The sequence below is a fragment of the Ottowia thiooxydans DSM 14619 genome (assembly GCF_000422885.1).
Classification (GTDB): Bacteria; Pseudomonadota; Gammaproteobacteria; order Burkholderiales; family Burkholderiaceae_C; genus Ottowia; species Ottowia thiooxydans.
Map to the genome: position 1 here is coordinate 1 of NZ_KE383944.1, position 23,549 is coordinate 23,549.

General features: G+C 54.9%; 17 protein-coding genes, 1 tRNA gene and 2 rRNA genes. 12 read left to right on the top strand and 8 right to left on the bottom strand.

Annotated elements, in window-relative coordinates:
* Window positions 1-84 precede the first annotated feature (84 nt).
* From G518_RS0131655 to G518_RS0131680, 6 genes are all read left to right on the top strand, one after another.
* A tRNA-Ala gene (locus tag G518_RS0131655) sits at window positions 85-160 on the top strand.
* Between the two features lie 368 nt (window positions 161-528).
* Window positions 529-3,400, top strand: a 23S ribosomal RNA gene (locus G518_RS0131660).
* Window positions 3,401-3,519: 119 nt separating this feature from the next.
* A 5S ribosomal RNA gene (gene rrf / locus G518_RS0131665) occupies window positions 3,520-3,632 on the top strand.
* 765 nt (window positions 3,633-4,397) lie between these two features.
* Complete coding sequence (gene tldD, locus G518_RS0131670; protein ID WP_028605890.1) at window positions 4,398-5,858, top strand: metalloprotease TldD; 1,461 nt, start codon at window positions 4,398-4,400, stop codon at window positions 5,856-5,858.
* 327 nt (window positions 5,859-6,185) lie between these two features.
* Window positions 6,186-7,307, top strand: a complete 1,122-nt coding sequence (locus G518_RS0131675) for a 3-deoxy-7-phosphoheptulonate synthase (protein ID WP_028605891.1) — start codon at window positions 6,186-6,188, stop codon at window positions 7,305-7,307.
* Window positions 7,308-7,466: 159 nt separating this feature from the next.
* Window positions 7,467-7,778, top strand: coding sequence for a hypothetical protein (locus G518_RS0131680; RefSeq protein ID WP_028605892.1), 312 nt, complete (start codon window positions 7,467-7,469; stop codon window positions 7,776-7,778).
* Between the two features lie 205 nt (window positions 7,779-7,983).
* Here G518_RS0131680 and G518_RS37925 read toward each other — a convergent pair whose 3' ends face one another.
* The 6 genes from G518_RS37925 to G518_RS0131710 form a co-directional block, all read right to left on the bottom strand.
* Window positions 7,984-10,008 (bottom strand): 4-oxalomesaconate tautomerase, encoded by a 2,025-nt coding sequence (locus G518_RS37925; RefSeq protein ID WP_036596831.1) that lies wholly within the window; start codon window positions 10,006-10,008, stop codon window positions 7,984-7,986.
* 7 nt (window positions 10,009-10,015) lie between these two features.
* A complete protein-coding gene (locus G518_RS0131690; RefSeq protein ID WP_028605893.1) occupies window positions 10,016-10,987 on the bottom strand; it encodes a Bug family tripartite tricarboxylate transporter substrate binding protein in 972 nt (323 codons plus the stop codon).
* A 592-nt stretch (window positions 10,988-11,579) separates the two neighbouring features.
* On the bottom strand, window positions 11,580-11,849 hold the full coding sequence (locus tag G518_RS0131695) for a pentapeptide MXKDX repeat protein (protein WP_028605894.1): 270 nt from the start codon (window positions 11,847-11,849) through the stop codon (window positions 11,580-11,582).
* 138 nt (window positions 11,850-11,987) lie between these two features.
* Window positions 11,988-12,779: a molybdopterin-dependent oxidoreductase gene (locus G518_RS0131700; protein ID WP_028605895.1), complete on the bottom strand. Its 792-nt coding sequence runs from the start codon at window positions 12,777-12,779 to the stop codon at window positions 11,988-11,990.
* The gene (locus G518_RS0131705; protein ID WP_051237635.1) at window positions 12,776-13,420 is read right to left on the bottom strand and encodes a cytochrome b/b6 domain-containing protein; all 645 of its coding nucleotides are present in this window, start codon (window positions 13,418-13,420) and stop codon (window positions 12,776-12,778) included. Before G518_RS0131705 ends, G518_RS0131700 begins: the two co-directional genes overlap by 4 nt.
* Window positions 13,421-13,635: 215 nt before the next feature.
* The gene (locus G518_RS0131710) at window positions 13,636-14,544 is read right to left on the bottom strand and encodes a LysR family transcriptional regulator (protein ID WP_169458033.1); all 909 of its coding nucleotides are present in this window, start codon (window positions 14,542-14,544) and stop codon (window positions 13,636-13,638) included.
* A 129-nt stretch (window positions 14,545-14,673) separates the two neighbouring features.
* Here G518_RS0131710 and G518_RS37930 point away from each other — a divergent pair, with 129 nt between their 5' ends.
* Genes G518_RS37930 through G518_RS0131735 form a run of 5 tightly spaced genes read left to right on the top strand, consistent with a single transcriptional unit; the run spans window position 14,674 to window position 19,039 of the window.
* A complete protein-coding gene (locus G518_RS37930) occupies window positions 14,674-15,576 on the top strand; it encodes a TauD/TfdA dioxygenase family protein (protein WP_051237636.1) in 903 nt (300 codons plus the stop codon).
* 37 nt (window positions 15,577-15,613) lie between these two features.
* Entirely contained in the window at window positions 15,614-16,594 is a 981-nt protein-coding gene (locus tag G518_RS0131720) for a tripartite tricarboxylate transporter substrate binding protein (RefSeq protein ID WP_028605898.1), read from the top strand.
* A 19-nt stretch (window positions 16,595-16,613) separates the two neighbouring features.
* Complete coding sequence (locus G518_RS0131725; protein ID WP_028605899.1) at window positions 16,614-17,756, top strand: alpha-hydroxy acid oxidase; 1,143 nt, start codon at window positions 16,614-16,616, stop codon at window positions 17,754-17,756.
* Window positions 17,757-17,786: 30 nt separating this feature from the next.
* Entirely contained in the window at window positions 17,787-18,206 is a 420-nt protein-coding gene (locus G518_RS37935) for a hypothetical protein (protein ID WP_036596835.1), read from the top strand.
* A 47-nt stretch (window positions 18,207-18,253) separates the two neighbouring features.
* Window positions 18,254-19,039: a fumarylacetoacetate hydrolase family protein gene (locus tag G518_RS0131735; protein WP_028605900.1), complete on the top strand. Its 786-nt coding sequence runs from the start codon at window positions 18,254-18,256 to the stop codon at window positions 19,037-19,039.
* Window positions 19,040-19,097: 58 nt separating this feature from the next.
* Here G518_RS0131735 and mpl read toward each other — a convergent pair whose 3' ends face one another.
* Entirely contained in the window at window positions 19,098-20,528 is a 1,431-nt protein-coding gene (gene mpl, locus G518_RS0131740; RefSeq protein WP_028605901.1) for a UDP-N-acetylmuramate:L-alanyl-gamma-D-glutamyl-meso-diaminopimelate ligase, read from the bottom strand.
* A gap of 294 nt (window positions 20,529-20,822) precedes the next feature.
* On the opposite strand from mpl, the gene G518_RS0131745 reads away from it, so the two are divergent.
* The gene (locus G518_RS0131745; protein WP_028605902.1) at window positions 20,823-21,890 is read left to right on the top strand and encodes a hypothetical protein; all 1,068 of its coding nucleotides are present in this window, start codon (window positions 20,823-20,825) and stop codon (window positions 21,888-21,890) included.
* Window positions 21,891-21,949: 59 nt separating this feature from the next.
* Here the strand turns inward: G518_RS0131745 and G518_RS0131750 are convergent, their stop codons facing one another.
* On the bottom strand, window positions 21,950-23,284 hold the full coding sequence (locus G518_RS0131750) for a hypothetical protein (RefSeq protein WP_028605903.1): 1,335 nt from the start codon (window positions 23,282-23,284) through the stop codon (window positions 21,950-21,952).
* Window positions 23,285-23,549: the final 265 nt, after the last annotated feature.

Genomic DNA, 23,549 nt, shown 5'->3' on the forward strand with positions numbered 1-23,549 from the left:
CAGTTGGTTAGAGCACCGTCTTGATAAGGCGGGGGTCGTTGGTTCGAGACCAACCAGACCCACCATCCCTTCTAAGAAACCTTGGGGGGATTAGCTCAGCTGGGAGAGCACCTGCTTTGCAAGCAGGGGGTCGTCGGTTCGATCCCGTCATCCTCCACCAAATACAGTGAAGAATAAGAATAAGAAGAGGTGGTAGAAGATAAAACAATCGGGAAAGTGTACATATCAAAGCATCTAGATTTAGGTGTTTTGATATTGACGCTCTCGTCAATAAAGGGTTGAAAGACCCACGGCTGTTCTTTAACAATTCATAGAGTCGAATCAGCGTTGCTAACGGAAAGAGCTTTCATGGCTCACCGTGCCGTTAGCAACATGAATTTTTGATTGCGTCAAAACGAATGTATCAGCTAGTCTGAAAAATTCGAGTATTTCAAATTAAATTTTGATTACGGCATAACGCGTCAGGTGAAAGACCTGGCAGGTCATTGACAGATTTTGAAGTTTCGATAAGAGACGTCAAAGTTATAGGGTCAAGTGACTAAGAGCATGTGGTGGATGCCTTGGCAATGATAGGCGACGAAGGACGTGATAGCCTGCGATAAGCTTCGGGGAGCTGGCAAATAGCTTTGATCCGGAGATTTCCGAATGGGGAAACCCACCTGCAAAGGTATCGTTATCTGAATACATAGGGTAACGAGGCGAACCGGGTGAACTGAAACATCTCAGTAGCTCGAGGAAAAGACATCAACCGAGATTCCGAAAGTAGTGGCGAGCGAAATCGGAGAAGCCTTCTAGTGATAGCACGACTGTTAGCAAAATGGGATGGAAAGCCCAGCCATAGCAGGTGATAGCCCTGTATGCGAAAACAGACGTGTGGTACTAAGCTAGAGAAAAGTAGGGCGGGACACGTGAAATCCTGTCTGAATATGGGGGGACCATCCTCCAAGGCTAAATACTCATCATTGACCGATAGTGAACTAGTACCGTGAGGGAAAGGCGAAAAGAACCCCGGGAGGGGAGTGAAATAGATCCTGAAACCGCATGCTTACAAAAAGTAGGAGCCCTTAGGGGTGACTGCGTACCTTTTGTATAATGGGTCAGCGACTTACATTCAGTGGCAAGGTTAACCGAATAGGGAAGCCGAAGAGAAATCGAGTCCGAACAGGGCGAAATTAGTCGCTGGGTGTAGACCCGAAACCAAGTGATCTATCCATGGCCAGGATGAAGGTGCCGTAACAGGTACTGGAGGTCCGAACCGACTAGTGTTGCAAAACTAGCGGATGAGCTGTGGATAGGGGTGAAAGGCTAAACAAACTTGGAAATAGCTGGTTCTCTCCGAAAACTATTTAGGTAGTGCCTCAAGTATTACCATCGGGGGTAGAGCACTGTTTTGGCTAGGGGGTCATGGCGACTTACCAAACCAAGGCAAACTCCGAATACCGATGAGTACAGCTTGGGAGACAGAGCACCGGGTGCTAACGTCCGGACTCAAGAGGGAAACAACCCAGACCGCCAGCTAAGGTCCCTAAAATTGGCTAAGTGGGAAACGAAGTGAGAAGGCTAAAACAGTCAGGATGTTGGCTTAGAAGCAGCCATCATTTAAAGAAAGCGTAATAGCTCACTGATCGAGTCGTCTTGCGCGGAAGATGTAACGGGGCTAAGCCAGTTACCGAAGCTGCGGATGCACAGTTTACTGTGCGTGGTAGGAGAGCGTTCTGTAAGCCTGTGAAGGTGGCTTGTAAAGGCTGCTGGAGGTATCAGAAGTGCGAATGCTGACATGAGTAGCGTTAAAGGGGGTGAAAAGCCCCCTCGCCGTAAGCGCAAGGTTTTCTACGCAACGTTCATCGGCGTAGAGTGAGTCGGCCCCTAAGGCGAGGCAGAGATGCGTAGCTGATGGGAAACAGGTCAATATTCCTGTACCGATGTATAGTGCGATGTGGGGACGGATTCTAATAGGTCATCCAGTTATTGGATTCTGGTTTAGGCAGATGTAGGCGACAGGTAGGCAAATCCGCCTGTCATATACCGAGGCTGCCGATCGAGTGAGCTTGCTCATGAAGTGACTGAACGGGGTTCCAGGAAAAGCCACTAAGCTTCAGCTATACACGACCGTACCGCAAACCGACACTGGTGCGCGAGATGAGTATTCTAAGGCGCTTGAGAGAACTCAGGAGAAGGAACTCGGCAAATTGACACCGTAACTTCGGAAGAAGGTGTGCCCTTTTAGTGTGAGGTGAACAACCGAGCATGAACGGGCTGCAAAAAATAGGTGGCTGCGACTGTTTATTAAAAACACAGCACTCTGCAAACACGAAAGTGGACGTATAGGGTGTGACGCCTGCCCGGTGCTGGAAGATTAATTGATGGGGTGCAAGCTCTTGATCGAAGTCCCAGTAAACGGCGGCCGTAACTATAACGGTCCTAAGGTAGCGAAATTCCTTGTCGGGTAAGTTCCGACCTGCACGAATGGCGTAACGATGGCCACACTGTCTCCTCCTGAGACTCAGCGAAGTTGAAATGTTTGTGATGATGCAATCTCCCCGCGGAAAGACGGAAAGACCCCATGAACCTTTACTGTAGCTTTGTATTGGACTTTGAACAGATCTGTGTAGGATAGGTGGGAGGCTTTGAAGTGCGGTCGCTAGATCGTATGGAGCCAACGTTGAAATACCACCCTGGTGTGTTTGAGGTTCTAACCTAGGTCCATTATCTGGATCGGGGACAGTGCATGGTAGGCAGTTTGACTGGGGCGGTCTCCTCCCAAAGCGTAACGGAGGAGTTCGAAGGTACGCTAGTTACGGTCGGACATCGTGACGATAGTGCAATGGCATAAGCGTGCTTAACTGCGAGACTGACAAGTCGAGCAGATGCGAAAGCAGGACATAGTGATCCGGTGGTTCTGAATGGAAGGGCCATCGCTCAACGGATAAAAGGTACTCTGGGGATAACAGGCTGATACCGCCCAAGAGTTCATATCGACGGCGGTGTTTGGCACCTCGATGTCGGCTCATCTCATCCTGGGGCTGTAGCCGGTCCCAAGGGTATGGCTGTTCGCCATTTAAAGAGGTACGTGAGCTGGGTTTAAAACGTCGTGAGACAGTTTGGTCCCTATCTTCCGTGGGCGCTGCAGATTTGAGAAAGCCTGCTCCTAGTACGAGAGGACCGGAGTGGACACACCGCTGGTGTACCTGTTGTCACGCCCGTGGCATCGCAGGGTAGCTATGTGTGGAAGAGATAACCGCTGAAAGCATCTAAGCGGGAAACTCGTTTCAAGATAAGATCTGCCGGGGCCTTGAGCCCCCTAAAGAGTCGTTCAAGACCAGGACGTTGATAGGCTGGGTGTGGAAGCGCAGTAATGCGTTAAGCTAACCAGTACTAATTGCTCGTGCGGCTTGACCCTATAACTTTGATCAATCTGATCAGACCTAAGTTATGCCAAGTGCGCAATCAAATAATCAAGCTGATTCCAGACTCTATGAATTCGTTGTACTGATCTAATCATTACAACAACAAGTTATGCCTGATGACCATAGCAAGGTGGTACCACTCCTTCCCATCCCGAACAGGACAGTGAAACGCCTTAGCGCCGATGATAGTGCGGATTCCCGTGTGAAAGTAGGACATCGTCAGGCTTCTACAGCAGCAATACCCCCAGATTAGCAATAATCTGGGGGTTTTGTCTTTGGACAATCCATTCATACCAATCCATACACACAGATTCACAAGCAAAAATCCGCTTGAATCTAATGGATTTAATCAATATGAATATATCGCTCCGCTGCAACCCATATAGTCAATCCCAACCTTAATAGGCTAGAGCCGTGCGACCCGGTTTGACTCCTTCCCCTCCTGGGGGAAGGCGGGAATGGGGGCCAAGCGGCTTACACATAAACACCCAGGTTCATCTAGCCACAGTTCAAACTGAGAACATCGCGCCAACTTGGCGTGCTAGTGCCAAGCGCAAGATCCGCTTTCCCTGGGAAACTAGGCCAACAAATTGTCGTCTGAACGCTGGACTCTCTCTACAGTGAGCAACCCAATCCGCTGACGCGCCAGCGACAAGTACTCCAATACGTGGACAGAGAGTGGGCCAGGACATGGGTAACAGATGCGCCGGTTCGCATGAGACCAAAAAACACCATTGCCAACCCCACAGCGCAGGGCTTTACCCCCTCTCCCGCTGGCGGGAGAGGGAAGGGGTGAGGGCTCGCAGCCGTAAATCAGTCCACCGCTCAAGAATGAGCACTCACTTCTAACCGACCACAGCAACCAAGTCCCGCGCCTGATCCATCACTCCACCTAACAACCTAGCTCAATACCAGCTCCTCACACTCCCAACCCCCAGGGATCGAGCAGCGCCCCCGCGCAGATTCCCCAAGACACCTACAATGAGCGATATGATTTCACGCGACATCACCATAGAGCGCCTAGCTACAGCGCGCGCACTCCTGCTTGAGCCTTTTGGCCTGGATGAAAGCCAGTTGCAGAAAACTCTCGCCTTAATTGCCGAGCAAAAAATAGACGACGCTGATCTCTATTTTCAGTACACCCGCTCAGAGGGCTGGAGCCTGGAAGAAGGTATCGTCAAAACCGGTAGTTTCAGCATCGATCAGGGCGTGGGTGTCCGCGCGGTCACTGGCGAAAAAACTGCTTTCGCCTATTCAGACGACATTTCGATGGCTTCGCTGACGGATGCAGCGCTGACGGTTCGCTCCATTGCCGCTGCTTCACAGGGTAGGCGCATCAAGGTGCCCAAGCGCAAGATAGCGGGCAGCCGCTCCCTCTACCGAGATCTTGATCCCATCGCCACACTAGACAGCACCGCCAAAGTGGCGCTGCTCGAAAAAGTGGAGCAGTGGGCGCGCGCCAAGGACCCGCGCGTGGTGCAGGTCATGGCCAGTCTTGCCGGTGAATACGATGTCGTGATGGTCGCCCGTTTAGACGGCACCATTGCCGCAGACGTACGGCCACTAGTTCGGCTTTCACTCACTGTCATTGCAGAGCAAAATGGCCGGCGAGAAGTCGGCTCTGCCGGTGGTGGTGGCCGCTTTGGCATGGCGTACTTTGATGACGAGCAAATTCAAGTCTATGTCGATGAAGCGGTCCACGCGGCCCTCACCAATCTCGAAGCTAGGCCCGCTCCCGCTGGAGAGATGTCCGTCGTATTGGGCCCAGGTTGGCCTGGCGTCTTGTTGCACGAAGCCATTGGCCACGGACTGGAAGGCGATTTCAACCGCAAGGGCTCCAGCGCGTTCAGTGGCCGTATTGGTCAACGCGTAGCCGCCAAGGGCGTCACAGTATTGGACGACGGCACTATTCCTGATCGCCGAGGCAGCCTGAACGTGGACGACGAAGGCCACGCCACGCAGAAAAATGTGCTGATCGAAGACGGTATCCTGAAATCCTATATTCAGGACTCGCTCAATGCCCGCCTGATGAACGTCAAGGCCACTGGAAATGGCCGACGGGAGAGTTACGCGCACATTCCAATGCCGCGCATGACCAACACCTACATGCTCGGCGGGCAAAGAGATCCACGCGAGATCGTGGCCAGCATCAAGAAAGGCTTGTACGCCACCAACTTCGGTGGTGGCCAGGTGGACATCACCAGCGGCAAATTCGTTTTCTCTGCCAGTGAAGCTTACTGGGTGGAGAACGGGAAGATTCAGTATCCCGTGAAAGGCGCCACCATCATTGGCAGTGGCCCGGAATCGCTCAAGAAAATCAGCATGATCGGCAACGACATGAAGCTTGATTCGGGCGTGGGCACCTGTGGCAAAGAAGGTCAAAGCGTTCCTGTGGGCGTTGGTCAGCCAACCCTGCGCATTGATGGTTTGACCGTAGGCGGTACGGCCTGAAGACACCGTTGGCTGCGGGGTCACCCCGCATCAACGATGCTTTCACCTTCGACTGCCCACGTTCTGAAATGATGCAACAGCGCAACGTGTCGGTTTTTATGTGCCTAGCCAATCAACTCTCGCGAACGCGCCTGTGCTAAAGTCGAAATCCTGATGAAAATGCGTGCAACGTTTTGGTTTTACTTTTGGTTCTCAGTCCTAGGCGGACGAGAGGCAACCGTGTAGCCCGCGCGCACCCTCCCGAAAAAAACCGCCGAAGCCTTGAGCCCGGCGGTTTTTTTTTGCCTTTTTCGATTGCACCGAACATTTCAAGGAATTTTCTGAATCATGAACGCCAAAGCAGCCAGTTCTTCCCCCACGTGGCAACCGTCGCAGGAACGCACCAGCCAAACCGACGACGAACGTATCAAGGACATCACCGTGCTGCCGCCACCTGAGCATCTGATCAGATTTTTCCCGATTTGCGGCACTGCGGTTGAGACGCTGATCGCGAACACACGCAAGAACATCCGAAACATCATGCATGGCAAGGATGACCGAGTACTGGTCGTGATCGGTCCTTGCTCGATTCACGATCCGCAAGCCGCGTTGGAGTACGCGCGCCGCCTCAAGCCGTTGCGCGACAAATATGCGGACTCGCTTGAAATCGTGATGCGCGTCTACTTCGAAAAGCCGCGGACGACCGTGGGCTGGAAGGGATTGATCAACGATCCCTACCTCGACGAAAGCTACCGCATTGACGAAGGCCTGCGCATTGCACGCCAGTTGCTGATCGACATCAACCGCACAGGCATGCCCGCTGGCAGCGAATTCCTTGATGTCATTTCGCCCCAATACATTGGCGATCTCATCAGCTGGGGCGCCATTGGTGCACGCACCACTGAAAGCCAGGTGCACCGCGAATTGGCATCTGGACTTTCCGCCCCCATTGGGTTTAAAAATGGCACAGATGGCAACATCAAAATTGCCACCGATGCCATTCAGGCCGCTGCGCGCGGGCACCACTTTCTTTCGGTGCACAAGAACGGGCAAGTGGCCATCGTTCACACCGAAGGCAATAAAGATTGCCACGTCATTTTGCGCGGCGGGAAAGAGCCCAACTACGATGCAGCCAGTGTGCAGGAAGCGTGCAAAGAGCTGGAGGCTTCCAAGCTGCCTGCGCGGTTGATGGTCGATTTCAGCCACGCCAACAGCAGCAAAAAATTTGAACGTCAGGTGGATGTGGCACGCGACGTAGCGGCCCAGATCAGCGGCGGATCTACCGGCGTCTTCGGTGTGATGGTGGAAAGCCATATTCACGCTGGCGCACAGAAGTTCACGCCCGGTAAGGATGACGTGAATGCGCTTGAATATGGCAAGAGCATCACCGATGGCTGCATCGGTTGGGAAGATACGCAAACCGTGTTGCAGGTACTGGCCGATTCAGTGCGCGCACGGCGCAAAGGCTGAAAGTCCATCCGGGGATGACGAATGGAAACCCGGAGCACAAGCGACAAGTGCTCCGGTGTCCGGACAAACCCGTGCGTGCACCCGAGCAGGGTAGACTTGCGTCAGAGCCATTTGCCAGATGAGGCAGGTGCCAGGATGCCACTCAACTAAAGGTGATCGATGCAAAACGAAGTTCGCGTCATTCAGGACGAGCGTACCGAATGGAGCTTCGAGCTCAAAAATCCTTCCTCGTTGACGAGCGCAGAAGGCCGTGCCTGGCTGGACGAGCAATTCAACCAACTGGGCAGCGAGCCCTTGCGTCCTACAGGCAAGCTGCTTGTGGCAGACATTGTTCTAGTTGTTGCACGCGACGCCGGACCCAAGCTCCTCTCAGACCCAAATTGGGGTCAAAGTTTCGCAGAGGCCGCGAGTGCCGCTTTGGGGAAACCAGTGGTACGTATCAATCTGGCGGGCATGACAGTCTCGTATTGAGATGTAGAAGCCAAGCCGGTGCCGAGATGCTGTGAACGAAGCCCTCGAGCCCGCCTTGGCCGCAAAATCCCATCCGCTCAGCTTTAACGCTCGACGCAGTCTGAGACACGCCTGCGCTTTAAGCCTGGTGTGGACAGCTTTTGACGACTCTTCCCGTCAGCCGGATGCGTTCAGACCCTCTGAATGCGCCGGCCACGCAGCTGCGCTAATCCATCACTAGAACGCGCGGCTCGTCCGGTGCAAGCGCTCCTTCGGCGACCACGCCTTGCCAGCGAGTGAGTTCATTCCCGACGCGCAAACCTAGCGCGGAGGGCGGTCCTACCTCAACTGTGGCCCCCTGGCGCTCGAAACGATCAATGACCTCCGGGTCCGAAAGAACTTCGTTCAAGGCGGCGTTGATCCGAGAAACCACCGCCACTGGCGTTTTTGCGGGTGCGAAGAGGCCATACCACTGTGACACATCGACGCCTTCAATTCCCGCTTCCGACAAAGTCGGGAGCTGAGGAAACGCATCCAGTCGCGCCGACCCTGCCACAGCCAAGGCATTCAAACGCCCATCCAAAATGAACGGGTAAGCCGTGAAGAGGCTAGGGAACATGACCTGCGTGCGCCCATCCAGAGTATCCATAATGGCGGGAGCGGCGCCGTCGTAGGTTCTGCCGTTCATGTTCGTACCACTGTTCAGCTGAAATAGTTCAGCCGCGAAATGTGGCGGTGTTCCATCCCCAGCAGACGCATAGCTGACGCTCCGAGGGGAGTCGGTTAATCGCTGAATAAGACTTCGAACGTCCCTCAAGCCACTTTCGTTGTTGGCGACCATCAGGGTGGGCGATGAGCCGACCAAACCTATAGGTTCGAAATCAGCGACAGGATCGTAAGCCAGCTTCTGCAGGGCCGGATTCATGGCGTGGGTGCCAACGTAGCCGAACATGAGGGTATGGCCGTCCGGCTCCGCTTTGGCGACGTACTCGCTAGCGATCGCACCATTCGCTCCTGCCCGGTTATCCACGACCACATCTTGTCCGAGCAAGGGTTTGAGCTTGCTTGCGATGATTCTGGCCATGGTGTCGTTGCCGCCGCCAGCTCGGGTAGGCACGATGATCTTGATGGCCTTGCGAGGAAACTTTGAGCGCTCTTGCTCCGTCGCTTCGGGCTTGGTGAAGACGTAGTCAGGCAACTCCATCTCACCCTGCATGATTTTTCTGGCGGTACGCACCAGACCCGCAGAGGTTACTTCTGCGGAGTCTCCTTCGCCCTCCAGTTCTACTTCTACGTCGATTTGCCCAGCAGGGTGCAATAAGACCAATGGGTGTTTGCCTGGACGACGCGCTACTGAGCTGGCAACCGTTCCTGGCAGCGCGAATGCGCTCAGAACCCCGATGGCCCCGGTGACGGCATGCGATGAGTGGCAACGGTGGGGGGTGAAATAACGCGAAGTGATGCTGTTGGGCGAGTCTCCCGCGCTCACCAAGACGGGCTTAGGAATCACACTTGCGGAAACATCGCCCAGACCCATCAGCAGGCCTGCCTGGAGACGCAGTTTCTCCAAACGGTCCAATAAGGCTGGGTGGGCATCTAATGCCGCGGGTTTTTCATTGCCAGCTACGCTCAGATCGCTCGCGCGGATAATCATCAACGGCATGGCGGCATCGATGCATGTCACCTCGATGCCGTCAATCACATCGATGCGATTGCCGGTGGGAAAGACCTTGCCGGTGACGGCTCCCCAGGCGTCGAGAAAGTTCAGCAAGATGGGGGCCGCAGTTCCAGCCACGCCGTCTATGCGGGCATCACCTGCATAAGTGACCTTCCCACCTGGGGTACGCACCGTGACATCTATACGCGAGCGTGTGTTGACGTTAAAAATGCGAACTCGCGTCGTTTCCGCGCCTGCGACGATGAGACCTTGTTCTATCGCGAAGGGTGCAACGCCGGACAGCATATTGCCGCAATTAGGTCTGGTGTCCACTGAGCGATGGCCTACGCCCACTTGCGCAAAGAGATAGTCCAGATCGCAACCAGGCTGCTGCGAGCGCGAGACGATAGCTACCTTGCTATTGAGGGTGCTGCCTCCTCCGACACCATCCAATTGGAGAGGATCGGAGGCGCCAATGGCACCGATGAGTGCCTGATTACGCTCTTCTTCCTGTTCGGGGAGCCATTCCTTCAGGAAGAAGGGACCGCGTGATGTACCTGCGCGCATGAGTACGCATGGAATTGTCCGGCTCATTTTGGAATCAGTCTGCTGTCAGCTTGGCCGCCTGGACGACCTTTTTCCACTTGACCTGCTCTTGCGCGATGTATGTCCGCATCTGCTCGGGCGACATGATTTCCACTTCCGCACCGCTGTCCTCAAGCTTCTTGACGACAGCGGGGTCTGCAAGCGCCGCATTCAGAGCTTTGTTGAGTTGCGCGATGACGTCTTTAGGCGTTTTGGCAGGTGCAAAGATGCCGTACCACTGCGACACATCGACGTTGTCGATGCCTTGCTCTTTCAGCGTTGGGACATCGGGCATCGTAGAAGACCGCTTGCTACCCGCCACGCCTATCGGCCTGAGTTTCCCGCCCTTGACGTAGTTGGTGGCAGTGAACAGACTGGGGAACATCACCTGTGTTTGTCCACCAATGGTGTCGGTTACAGCGGGAGCAGAGCCTTTGTAGGGAACGTGGAGCATGTTCGTTCCGGTGGAAAGCTTGAACATTTCCGCGGCGAAATGCGGCGCGGTTCCATTGCCGGCTGACGCGTAGCTGAATTGGCTGGGATTGGCCTTCATCAGCGCGACCAGTTCCTTTGCGTTGTTTGCTTTAACGGCCGTGTTGATGACCATCAGCGTGGCAGAGGAGCCCACCATGCCGACTGGCTCGAAGTCCTTGACGGGGTCGTAGCGGAGCTTTTGCAGCGCGGGGTTCATGGCGTGCGTGGCGATATACCCCAGCATGAGGGTATATCCATCCGGCTTGGCGCGAGCCACGAACTCGGTGGCAATTGAGCCGTTCGCACCTGCCTTGTTTTCTACGATCACAGACTGCTTGAGAGAAACGGAAATAGCCTGTCCGATCACGCGAGTCATCGCGTCGTTGGCACCACCCGGAGCTGTGGGCACGATGATAGTGATCGCTTTCTCCGGATAAGCGGCCAAGGCGCTGCCGCATGTGAGCAAAGCCGACGTGGCCAAAGCACAAAGCAAGGTGGATTGACGAAGGTGCATTGATGTCTCCTATGGTTGAAATGGCGTGTCGAAGGCTTCCCCATGACCGTGCCCCTATAGTCTTTGGTTTGGTTGCTGCTGTAAATTGCATGTTTCATATTGATTGATGCGTTCTATCGATCAATATGATTCGATCCCAATGAGTACAAGGCGAGCGAGCGCTCTACGGGGCGGTGGTGCCTGGGGTCGGTCGAACGCTCGGTCGGCTATGGCACTGCGTGGTGCGCGAAGACGGATGGGAGATGGCTCTCTTGGGCGGGAAGAACGCCCGTACAGAAGAAATCAATGAGGCGGTAGCGAACAGTCGCCGATGGGCTGTCGGGCGACAAAGAGATCGTGACAGAGCTTGCACCGTAACCACAGGAGGTTCTGGTGCGTTCCCCGTTGAAGGATGCTATTTAGCAGGAGTTTCAGCGGAGCGGTGATGGCGCATAGCTGCTTCAATCTCGGCGAAAGCTTGGCCGCTTCGCGACGGCACACAACGGCGCTACTGACAGGATGCAGGGCGAATACACCGAAAACGGTGCGCTCACGTAGACGAGGATGAAGCGTCTGGTGAGCGGACCTCAATCGGAACGCCAGGCGTTTCGCCTTACTTCTTCATTTCGTCCTTCTTCATGCCATCGCCCTTGGACATGGCGTCCTTACCCATGGCGTCTTTCGCCATCGAGTCTTTCTTCATGGAGTTCTTGCCCATGGCATCTTGCTTCATGCTGCCCTTGGCCATGGAGTCTTTTGCCATCGAATTCTTTGACATCGAATCCTTTGCCATTCCGTCTTTCTTCATCTCATCGGCCGCGAAAGCCGACACAGAGCCGAGGGCCAGGAAGCTGGCGAGGAGAGTGGTGGAGAGTTTGTTCATTTTCAAAGTCCTTGTGATGCAGGGTAAAAGGCACGGGCCCCTAGCGTCGCGGATTGGACGTTCGCTCCGCAGCGAACGTCCAACCCAAGGCGCTTGTAACTCGGCCGCGTTTTCAGCTGTGTTGAGCCCGGTATGGACTCAACTACCGCCGAACCAGTTGTAGCCCTGGTCTTCCCAGTAGCCGCCAGGGTAGGTATTAGTGACGAAGATGGCCTTGATGTGTTTCGGGTTCTTGTAGCCAAGCTTGGTTGGCATCCGCAGCTTCATCGGGAAGCCGTACTTCGGCGGCAATGGCTGGCCGTCGTACGTCAATGCGAGCAAGGTCTGCGGATGCAGCGCGGTCGGCATGTCGATACTGGTGTAGTAGTCGTCCGAACATTTAAAGCCGATGTACTTCGCGCTGGTGTCCGCGCCCACGCGCCTCAGGAAGTCTGCGAAGCGCACACCGCCCCACTTGCCAATCGCACTCCAGCCTTCCACGCAGATGTGGCGCGTCACTTGATCATGCTGTTGCATGGCGCGCAGTTCTGAAAGCTTCCAGGCGCGCTTGTCAGCGATCATTCCGTTGAGCTCTAGCCTGTAGCTCTCCTCGTCTATCTGGAGCACCTCGCTCTCGGCGTAGTAGGCATTGAACGGAAAGGGGCGGGTAATCATCGACTCGGGGTAAGTCGGTGCGAGCTGGTTCGGGTCAAAGATCCAGCCTTGCACGTGGTCGTTGAAGCGCGAGATCGTGGTGAGCGCGGCTTCTACGCCTTCGTTGTCGCTGATGCTGCAGCCCGTGAGCAGAGACAGGCCGCCCATCGTGAGCGATCGCTGAAGAAAAGCCCGGCGAGCCGGTTGCTCAATCTTGCGGCCGATCAGCTTGCGGGCTTCAGCCAGTACGCCGTCCGCGTCGACATCATTCAGGGGCGGGCGTTGGAATATTTTCATGATTTAACTCCTGATCGACCGCTGAGCATGGTGAGCAAGGTACGGGGTACCAGGGCAACCATCACCAGGTGGATCCCCACGAAAGCAACCAGTGCGGCCATCGCAAAGAAGTGGATGCGGCGTGCCAACTCGTAGCCGCCAAGCAGGTCGCGCAGCAAGCCGAACTGCACTGATTTCAAGAGCACCAGACCTGACAGCACCAGGAGAACAATGTCTAGCATCACGAATAGGTAGGCGAGGCGCTGTACGCTGTTGTAGTGGCGCGGATCGGCGTGCGAGAGCTTGCCGCGCAGCGCAGCGAGCGCGTCGTGCCAGATGGACGAGGGCGACAGTGGAAAGAACTTGGTGAAGAGCCGGCCGCTCGCGATATTCAGCGTCAGGTAGATCAGCCCGTTGAGTGCCAGCAGCCACATCGCCGCGAAGTGCCACTGCAGCGCACCGCCCAGCCAGCCGCCTAGAGTGAGCATGGCCGGGATCTCGAATGAAAAGAACGGCGAAGCGTTGTAGATGCGCCAGCCACTGGTCACCAGCACCAGCACGGCTACGGCGTTGAGCCAGTGCGTGATGCGCATCCACACGGGATGAATCGGACGGGTACCGCCGGTGCCGGTGGCAGTGGTGATCGAAGGGGCGGTGTGCATGGACTGGATTGTTGGGCGAACCCAATCACAGATGCATCACGGAGAGTTCAATTTATCGTGACAACTCCACTCGAAAGGTCAGCGCCCCAAGTGAAGATTGGCTGGCTGGCGATAGCCCGCGAACCTGCCGCGAGCTGCAGGAAGACTGCTCAGCTGATGTGTGCATGAGGGGTTGACCTTCGGGCCCGTTGACGGAGCTTCATCAGCTCCAATTGCTAGCGCTCTTTGCTCGGCCAGTCGGGTCGATCCCTTGCCCAACTTCGGAGAAAGTCCAGCAGAGTTCGCACTCTCAGTGGTACTGATGTTCGACTGGAATAGATCGCAAAAATCTGCAGCGGCTCCGGGGCATAGTCCGGTAATACGGTGACGAGCGTACCGGATTCCAACTCATCGCTGATCATGTAAAGCGGATGCATCGATATGCCCATGCCAGTCGCGGCGGCTTCAGCCAGGACGTAGCCAAAATTGGACTGCATATTGCCCTGGACTCGCTGGGTTACCGGTCCCGCGGGGCCACGAAAGTGCCATAGGCCGGTGGGTGCCTTGGTGGTGTTCACCAAACAATTGATCTGTGCCAGATCCGCAGGGCTTTTCAGATATGCGTGCCTGGCCGCGAATTCCGGTGAAGCCACGAGTACCTGAGGCACATCCGCTAACTTTATTGCTTTGTGGCTGGCGTCCTTGAGCGAGGTGCCGATGATGATGCCTACATCCATACCCTCGTTGATAAACGTCTCCTCTTTGCGATGAGTGAGGAGAATCAATGTGACTCGTATGTCAGGGTGGAGTCGGCAGAATTCGGCCAGGACGTGAGTGAGTCGGTTGGAGCCGAATGATGGGGCAACGCCTATCCGAATTTCGCCTGCAATGTCTTGGGACAACTCCGCCACACGGCTGCGCATGGTTTCGAGTTGACCAACTACCGATTCGCCAATCTCCACCACTTGCTCACCTGCCAGCGTGAGGCTCATTTGCTTGGTGGTGCGGTTCAAGAGCCGGGCAGTCAGCGTTCGTTCCAGGAAAGCCACGTGTTTGGTCACCGAGGCCGGAGAGAGGCCAAAGTGCTCGGCTGTGCGCGCAAAGCTCCGACGACGAGCGACTTCAAGGAAGACTTTCAAAGACATCAGCTCATCCATTCATTCTTTCTCCACTGGAAATAACAAATTTGCCCGCTGCGTATTGTGAGTCATTGGCGAACTAAGGACACTCCTTCATTCCACTTTCAAGTGATGATCTCTTTCTACAGAGGAAATATGAAACTCAAGCCAACGGGCGAAACTTTGGGCGCAAGGGTTGAAAACCTGGATATAAGCGTCCCGCTGAGCGAGCAGGATCGAAGCGAAGTCATGAGTGCACTCGGGCACTATGGAGTCTTGGAGTTTCCGCAGCAGACGCTGTCACCTCAAGCTTTGCGCGATTTCAGCGCTCAGTTTGGGGAGTTGTTTATCTCACCTGGAGGCCGCGCTCAAGAACCAGGCTTCCCTGAGATCATGAATCTTTCCAACATCGTCCGTGACGGGCACCCGGTAGGGCTGTCTGACGCAGGGCAATCCTGGCATACCGACATGTCGTACATGCGGATGATCGCGTTTTCGAATGTGCTCTATGGATTGATCATTCCGTCTCGCGACGGTCATCCACTGGGAGCTACACAATTCCGCAACATGCATGCGGTCTGTGACGCATTGCCACCTGAAATACGAGCTCGGCTGAATGGTCGGCGCGGCATCCATGACTTTGAAAAATTCTGGGACATGATGCGACGAGAGAAGGGAAGTTCAAGGCCCGCACTCAGCGAAGCCGAAAGAAGAGCCCGCCCGCCCGTGAGTCAGCCCTTGATTTTTCCTCATCCCATTACCGGCCGCGAAGTGCTGTATGCGAATCCGGGCTATCTCACCGGCATTGAAGGAGTCCCCCGTAAGGAAGCAGAGGAGTTGATGAATTGGCTCTTCGAGTTTCAGGACCGAGATGAGTTTCTGTTCGAATTTCATTGGAGCCCGAGATCCGTGCTGATGTGGGACAACATTGGCACGACGCACAACGCGGTGGCGGACTATGGCCCGGACGAGCCGAGGCATATCAAGCGCTGCCAAGTCATGGCCACGGAGTTTTACGGCGGCACAGGAACCGGCATTCCGGTCCAGGCATTAGCCTGAGTCCAGCGAATTAGTTATTAAAAATCAGGAGCCAAATATGCGAGTTTCCCCAATCTCACGACGTCTTGCCGTAGCCGCCTTGGCCGCACTTGCCGGAGTGCCGCTGCTTTCGAGCGCAGCGGATCCGGTCTATCCTGCACGCCCCGTGACCGTGGTTGTCGCCTATGCGCCAGGTGGCGCTACAGATATCGTTGCACGCGCACTTGCTCAGGAAATGACCTCGTCATTGGGGCAGAGCGTCATTGTTGACAACAAAGCGGGTGGGGGCACCGCCGTGGGCACGTTGGCGGTCAAGCGGGCATCGCCTGATGGCTATACGCTCCTCTTCGGAACCAATGCCTTCGTGATCAGCTCCTTGATTCAAAAGCCATCACAGTGGGATCCCGTCAAAGATTTCGAACCCGTTGGACTCGTGACTACGCAGGCCTTGGGGGTTTTTGTTCGACCCGGCCTGAAGGTACGCTCCATACCGGAGTTGATTGCATACGGAAAAGCGAACCCCGGTAAATTGAACTTCGCTTCATCTGGGAACGGTTCCGCTCAGCACTTGGCCGGCGAAGCCTTTCAACAGGCCGCAGGAATCAACATGGTTCATGTGCCTTACAAAGGTGCAGGACCAGCGCTTCAGGACATGGTGGGTGGCCGGGTGGATTTGATGTTTACTTCCATGGTGGGCATGTCTGAGCTGACCAAGGATCAGAAAGTACTGCTCATTGCCACCACGGGGAAGAATCGCTCGTTTGCCACGCCGAATGTGCCCACTGTGGCGGAAGGCGGTGTTCCAGGCTACAACGTCCAGCCGTGGCAAGCGCTATTCGCACCAGCGAAAACCTCAGCAGCAGCGTTGGAGCGACTGCAAAGGGAGTTGGCTCGCATCGGTAAAGACGAAGGCATGACTAAACGGTTGCGTGATCAAGGCATGGAGCTCACGGTCAGTACTGCCGCAGATCTAAGAAACCATCTTCAGCAGGAGCGCACCTCTTACACGAAGCTGCTTCAGACAGTCACTGTTGACTAGCCCAGGGAAACAGAGAAATATGGCAGACCTGTTGAACATCGCGGACTATAGGGAACAGGCACGCAAACTCCTGCCTCATGGATTGTTCGAGTTTGTGGATCGTGGAACAGAAGATGAGGTCGCCTTGTTCAACAATAGGCGTGCGTTCGAGGCCATCAAGCTAGTCCCGCGGACTTTGGTGGACGTGTCGCAACGGAGTGCCGCGACGTCTCTTTTCGGGAAGCCCTTGAAAATGCCGTTGGCCATTGCACCGACGGGTGCGGCTGGGCTGATGTGGCATGACGGAGAGATCGCGTTAGCTCAAGCTGCGGCGACTGCGGGAATTCCTTTTACCGTCGCCACAGGATCCCTGACTTCGATGGAGCGAGTGGCCAGGGAGGCTGGTGGATCACTCTGGTTCCAACTCTACATGTGGCCAGATCGAAAAGCCTCCTATGGGTTGGTGGCACGTGCTGAAGCGGCCGGCTACGAGGCGCTTGTCGTGACGGTGGATACCGCCGTGGGTTCCAACCGCGAATACAACGTACGAAACGGATTCACCATTCCCTTTCGCTTCTCGGCGCGAAATGTCCTGGATGTGATGAGTAGCCCGCGCTGGATGCTCCGGGTATTGGCGCGCTATGCGCTCACCACGGGATTGCCCCAGTATGAAAACTACCCACCAGAAATGCGCAGGAGTGTAGTGGCTCGTCCGATGGGGAAGGCCATGAAGAAGACAGATGCGCTCACTTGGGAAGACCTGCGAGAGCTGCGCAGGGTTTGGCCCCGTACCTTGATCGTAAAAGGCATTCTGGATCCGGGCGATGCGGCTCGCGCTATCGAATGTGGCGCTGATGGCATTGTGATCTCCAACCATGGAGGGCGAATGCTGGACAGCTCCATTGCGCCTTTGGATGCGCTTCCAGGAATTGCAAAAACGGTTCAAAAGCGCGTACCTCTGCTGTTAGACGGCGGGATCCAACGAGGCAGTGATATTGCGAAGGCGCTCGCACTTGGCGCCGATGCCGTACTGGTTGGACGATCAACTCTGTATGGGCTCGCTGTCTCGGGTGAGCGCGGCGCAGGGCACGTGCTTGCTCTTTTGCATGAAGAGTTGGTCCGCGTCATGGGGTTGATTGGCAGGCCCCTCATTTCAGACCTCGATACCCATTGCCTCGTGTAGATGGTGCTGCCGGACACTTGAAAGTCGCTTATGACCGATTACGCGCGTGATGACACCCCCTCACAGCGTCTCAGCCGCTTCTATTTCTGGCTGGATGAACGCAAATACACTGAGATGCTCGAATTGCTGGAGCTTGATTCGATATGGCATCGTCAGGGAAAGATCTTGAAGGGCCGTGCGCAAATCCTTGAAGCACTGCAGAGTCGGCCTGAATCCAAGAAAGTACGGCACATCATCACCAATGCGTTCTGGGATGCGAGCTCAAGTGGCACATGCACTGCGTTCGCATATCAAACCGTTTACCTTCAAGCGCCAGGTGAACCAGGGCTGCCTGCAACGCCAACATATGCAAGCAAAATTTCGGCCATCAAAGCTGACATGCGCCACTCAGAGAGAGGTTGGCGTATCGCGGAGCTGTCATCTGCTGTCGCGATGAATCTGGTCCCCTGAAAAGCTTGGGTTGTGTCGTAGTGAATTGAGCAAGAGAGGATTTTCTCGTGAAATGGATTAGATATTCCTGTGGCAATACCACTTCATACGGAATCTTGACGGGTACGACCATTCAGCCTGTCGTGGGAGATCCCTTCCACGGATACGAGGTCACGTCCAAGCAAGTGGAGCTGAAGGATGTCACGCTTGAAGTGCCGTTGATACCTCGAACTTTTTACGCTGCAGGTATGAACTATGCGCAGCATGTGAAGGAGGTGGCCCTACGTCATGGGATCGACGCTACGCTCCCAACGCAAGCCGACATCGGCTATCGTGCAAACAATGCTCTGATTGCCCACGATGAAGATGTCATCATTCCGGCAGATGCCGGAGAGAAGATTCACTACGAAGGTGAACTGGTCGTGGTGGTGGGCCGGAAAGTCAAGAATGTCACCGAGGCCGATGCCCTGGACTGCGTGCTGGGTTACACGATCGGAAATGACGTCAGCGAACGCGACTGGCAGAAATTAGACAGAACCTTTTGGCGAAGCAAAAACTCGGACACCTTCAAGCCTATGGGGCCTTGGATTGAAACCGAATTTGACATCACTGGCGCGCGCACAGAGATTCGTCTGAACGGCCAGGTTTCCTATGCCTTCGATACTGCTGCCATGATTTTTGGGGTAGCTCATTTCATCAGCCGCATGTCGCAGTACATCACTTTGTACCCCGGTGATGTGATCTGGATGGGAACCGATGGATCCTCACCCAACATTCGCCACGGCGACACCGTTGAGGTGGGGATTTCGGGAATAGGGACGCTTCGAAACCGCTTTGTGCGTGCGGGTGCGTGAGTTCTTCTGGCGAAGTATTGCTTAGCTTTTCGCTGGGCGAATTTAGTAGGAACAGACCTTAGCGTGATGCTTGGTGTTGGGCAAGCGCTTCTAGGAGCCGTGTATGCACACCACCGAAGCCTCCATTACTCATGCAAAGCAGGTGATCACCGGGTTGTGCCGACTGAGTGACTTGGCGCACGATGTCTTCAATGCTGTCTGAAACCCGCGCACGATCTCCCATGGGAGATAAGGCGCTGCGAGCATCCCAATCCAGGCCGCCCGTGTGGCAAAACGCCAAGTCGGCGTGTTCCAGGGACCAGGGCAACTGACTCTTCATGGTGCCGAGCTTCATGGTGTTGCTTCGCGGCTCAAAGATGGCCAGGATGCGATCGCTTGTTCTGCCGCTCGCATCGAGTTGACGGCGCAAGCCGTCTACAGTGGTGCGGATGGCTGTGGGGTGGTGCGCAAAGTCGTCGTAGACCGTGATGGCGCCGCCCGCGCGTGGAACGCTTCCACGGACTTCCATTCGTCTGCGCACGTTCTGAAAACTACTCAACGCTTGCGCAGCATCCTGCGGCTTGACGCCCACATGTTCTGCGGCCGCGATGGCGGCCAGCGCATTGAGTTGGTTGTGCGTACCTGAAAGCCCCCATTCCACGCGGCCCGCAGATTTCCCATGTTGCAAGACCTCGAAGTTCGATGGTTCTCCCTCGGCGGTGAAATCGCTCACAACGCTTCCGAAGCTGCGCTGCTCGCTCCAGCAGCCTTGCGACAACACGCGGGTGAGGCTTTCTTCCAGACCATTGAACACCACTCGGCCGGAAGGGGGGACGGTGCGAATCAAGTGGTGAAACTGCCGCTCGATGGCAGGAAGATCGTCGAATATGTCTGCGTGATCGAATTCGAGGTTGTTGAGCACTGCAGTCCGCGGACGGTAGTGTACGAACTTGCTGCGCTTGTCAAAGAATGCGGTGTCGTATTCGTCCGCCTCAATGACAAAGAGCGGTCGCTCCAAACCTGCGGGTACCGGGCCCCCGAGCCTTGCGGAAATGCCGAAATTGAGTGGCACACCTCCCACTAGGAACCCCGGGCTCCGGCCTGTGCTCTCCAGAATCCAGGCCAGCATGGAGGTGGTCGTCGTCTTGCCGTGCGTGCCGGCCACGGCCAGTACGTGACGGCTTTGAAGCACGTTTTCGAGCAACCACTGCGGGCCGCTGACGTAAGAGGCACCCGCGTCCAAAATGGCCTCCATCAACGGGAATTTGGGCGTGCCATCTGGTAGCCGAGCTCGGCTGACGACGTTACCGATGACGAAAACATCTGGCTTGAGCGCGAGCTGGTCTGCACCAAAACCCTCGATCAGCTCGATGCCCAATGCGCGGAGCTGATCGCTCATGGGCGGGTACACGCCTGCGTCGCAACCTGTGACTGTGTGCCCCGCCTCCCGCGCCAATGCGGCCACGCCGCCCATGAACGTACCGCAAATACCCAAGATATGAATGTGCATGAGGAGATTCTAAGAGCGCGATCAGCGACGCTGGCGACGCGATTGGGTGGATAGGGGCAGAGGTGGCACTAAGGGGTATCGCCTGCAAAACTTAATTGTTACAAATTCCGGAAAATGCCAAATAAGTCGCACCTTGTTTGTATCTTTTCCAGTAGTCCGCACTATTCGCGTCTTTGACGTTATTGTGGCTCCGCGCCTCGCCGGAGCGCCCCAAGATGTATCCCTGAACTCCGCTGCGGCCCTAGAAGGCACCGGTTGTCCGGTTCGTCCATTCAGGAGCTTAAAGGAAACGATATGGTCCGTTCGACACGCATCGAAGCAGCGGCGCAGTGGAGAAGCATTGCTTTGTCGGCCCTCCTGTTGGCTGTGCCGGCGCTAGTTCAAGCCAAGGACTATTGGACAACCTTCTCTGGTCCCTCGCTCACTTCAAGCACTCTCCACTCTGGGCCGGTCACGATTACCAATCAAGGTGCCGGGGCGGGCGCTCCCTATACCATTTCAACGCCCCCCTTCACCATTTCAGACGTAGCTTTCTATCCGGCAAGTCTGAAGACGATGGCCAATCACATGGTGCGCGCACCGGTCGCTGTGGCCACCGCTGCCGCTCCTGCGTATGCGGAAATAGCTTTCCCGAGCGGGCCAGTCATTGATCCCATCGTGGCTTTCTACAGCTTGGACAATTCGGGGGTGACACTCGCCGGTACCTTGCAAAGCAGCGGCGGACCGGTCGTGACCGAGATCGAATCTAATCAGCCTTCAATGATCAACTTGGCAGCTTTGTCAGTTTCAGGCCCATTTGCCGGCGGAACTAACAACGTGGAAGGGTGCTTTGTAGGCTCGCGCAGGGTCTGCGGAATCTATCGTCTCAAAGGGTTGTATTCAGCGATTCAGTTAGGGCAGTTCATAGCCTTCGGATCGAGTGATGGCGTTGGGTTTCAAATTGGTTTGGCGGTCACACCACTACCGCAACCGGACACGGGGTCTGCGCCATTTGGCTTGACGAGAATAGCGATTGCCGATTTGCGCGTGAATGACAGCATGGAGGGCGCTGCGGGCACTGCAGTTCCGGCAAACACTGGTTTGGCCGTGGTTTCCATGGCCGATGCTTGGCCTGCAGGTTTCACGCTCAATCCCGCAACGGGAGCGGTCACTGTGAGCGCTTTGGTGGCTCCCGGTCAGTACATATTGCGCTACCGTTTGTGCGATGCCGCAGATCCTACGGACAATTGTGCAGAGTCCACTGCGACGATCACGGTGCGTCCGCCTGCTCCTGTTGCTGTGCCGACGCTACCTGCTTCAGGCTTGGCCGTGCTGGTGAGCATATTGGCTTTGTCGGCTATCAGGATTCGGCGGCGCGGCTGAGTCTAGGATCGTTTCCGGCAACTGTAGGCAGGCTTTAGGCCGCCCCTCAGATTTGTCGGTTATGCCCGCTCGAAAAATCCTGTTGGATTGGCCCCGCGCGGGTAATTACCCGGGCCTACATATTGACCAAGCTTCGCGTCTATTTGAATTTCTGGCTTCGCGTCAGGAGTTCTTAATTTCATAGTGATGCTGCATTCGGAGTCATCGGATGAAATTATTTCTCTTTTTTTAGTAATCGAAGGCCATCCTTTGTAATGAAGGTCATTGGTCGGGATGGATTCTTCTGCCTCAGCGATACTGCCTTGCGGGATGAAATCTCGATGGGAGGCAATAATACTCGCCCGGTCTAATATTGATTTATTAGCTAACGGAGTAAATTTTACATGTGATTTTGTTTCGAAACCCCCATTCATGTTGGATATGGAATGTGAAATCTCAGGTCTTGAACCCGGGATCGCATTTATGTTAAAGCCGTCGATTGCTCGCCGAAAGAATTCTCGCATTGTAGATTGATGGAAAAACTTTTTTGCCATCGATATTTCATCTACGGTAAACCCTTCGCTTACTAGCAAAGCGTCAAACCGTTTCACGGTATCGTCTGAATTTTCTCCGAGAATAAGTTCAAATTTTATTTCATTAACATAAATAGTTTGCCTTTGGATATCTATCTTAAACTGGTGTTCAGCACCTTTGGTTAGAGGGGCGTTCGCAATCTCTATCATGCTATCCGTGAATCCTTGAAATGAACCCATCTCTATGGGTTGAAAGGTATCTCCAAGGCAGAGAAAATTATCGAAATATTCCAGCCCAAAGTCTATGCCGAATGCATACTGTTTGCCATCAGGGAAAATGTCTTCGCTGAATGCGGACGCAAATTCGTCACCTATGTTCGATTTTAGTTCGCTGAAAGCAAAGTATTTCTCAGCAACCGTTGTCGTGGAAGAATAAAGCTCGGACAAGAGCGAAGTCAATTCTTCCAAGTTGAGTTGAGGGCTCCATTTAGAAATTTGTTCGGCTAATAGGCTATCACGGCTGGCTGTGAATGAGAGATGGTTGAAAAACGGCAGATCAACGTCAATCGATAGCTTTATATTGTCTGGATCCTTCGAATCGAAGTTGAATCTATCTTTATAAGTTGGCTTGGTCAGCTCTTGCAGCCTTATGAAAGCCGCGAATTTTTCAACGCCTGTAGATTTCTGGGAGCAAAAAGTCAATAAGCACTGCTTGCATTGCATGCGATCAGTATGGAATACCCAGTCGGAGACACGATCAAAGATCCGTTCAAAGATTCCCAGCCTGTCTAGCCCCTTGTCTGCGGCAATGCGAACGTTGGCGAGATCTTGGTTGTTTAGATTGCCAAGAAAAGAATGCTTGGCTGAAATGTCACCGATCACGTTAGAGTCCTAGCAAAAGATTCAAATGCACAGGCACCGAGCCACTCTCGATCCGCACAAGGTAAGTGACACGGATAAACTATTGGTTCCATTTCGAATAGAGAGTTCTCTGGGCGCGCATGAGGTCTAATCACGGCTCCGGAGCGCTGGGCTCTTCTGCACTGGTTGCCTGCTAGCCTTTGGTGACCCTCTGCAAGGGCGCCTCGTTGAGGCTCACCCGAAGGGGCGATAAACGTTGTGACGGATTCCCTGGGGCGATCAAGGG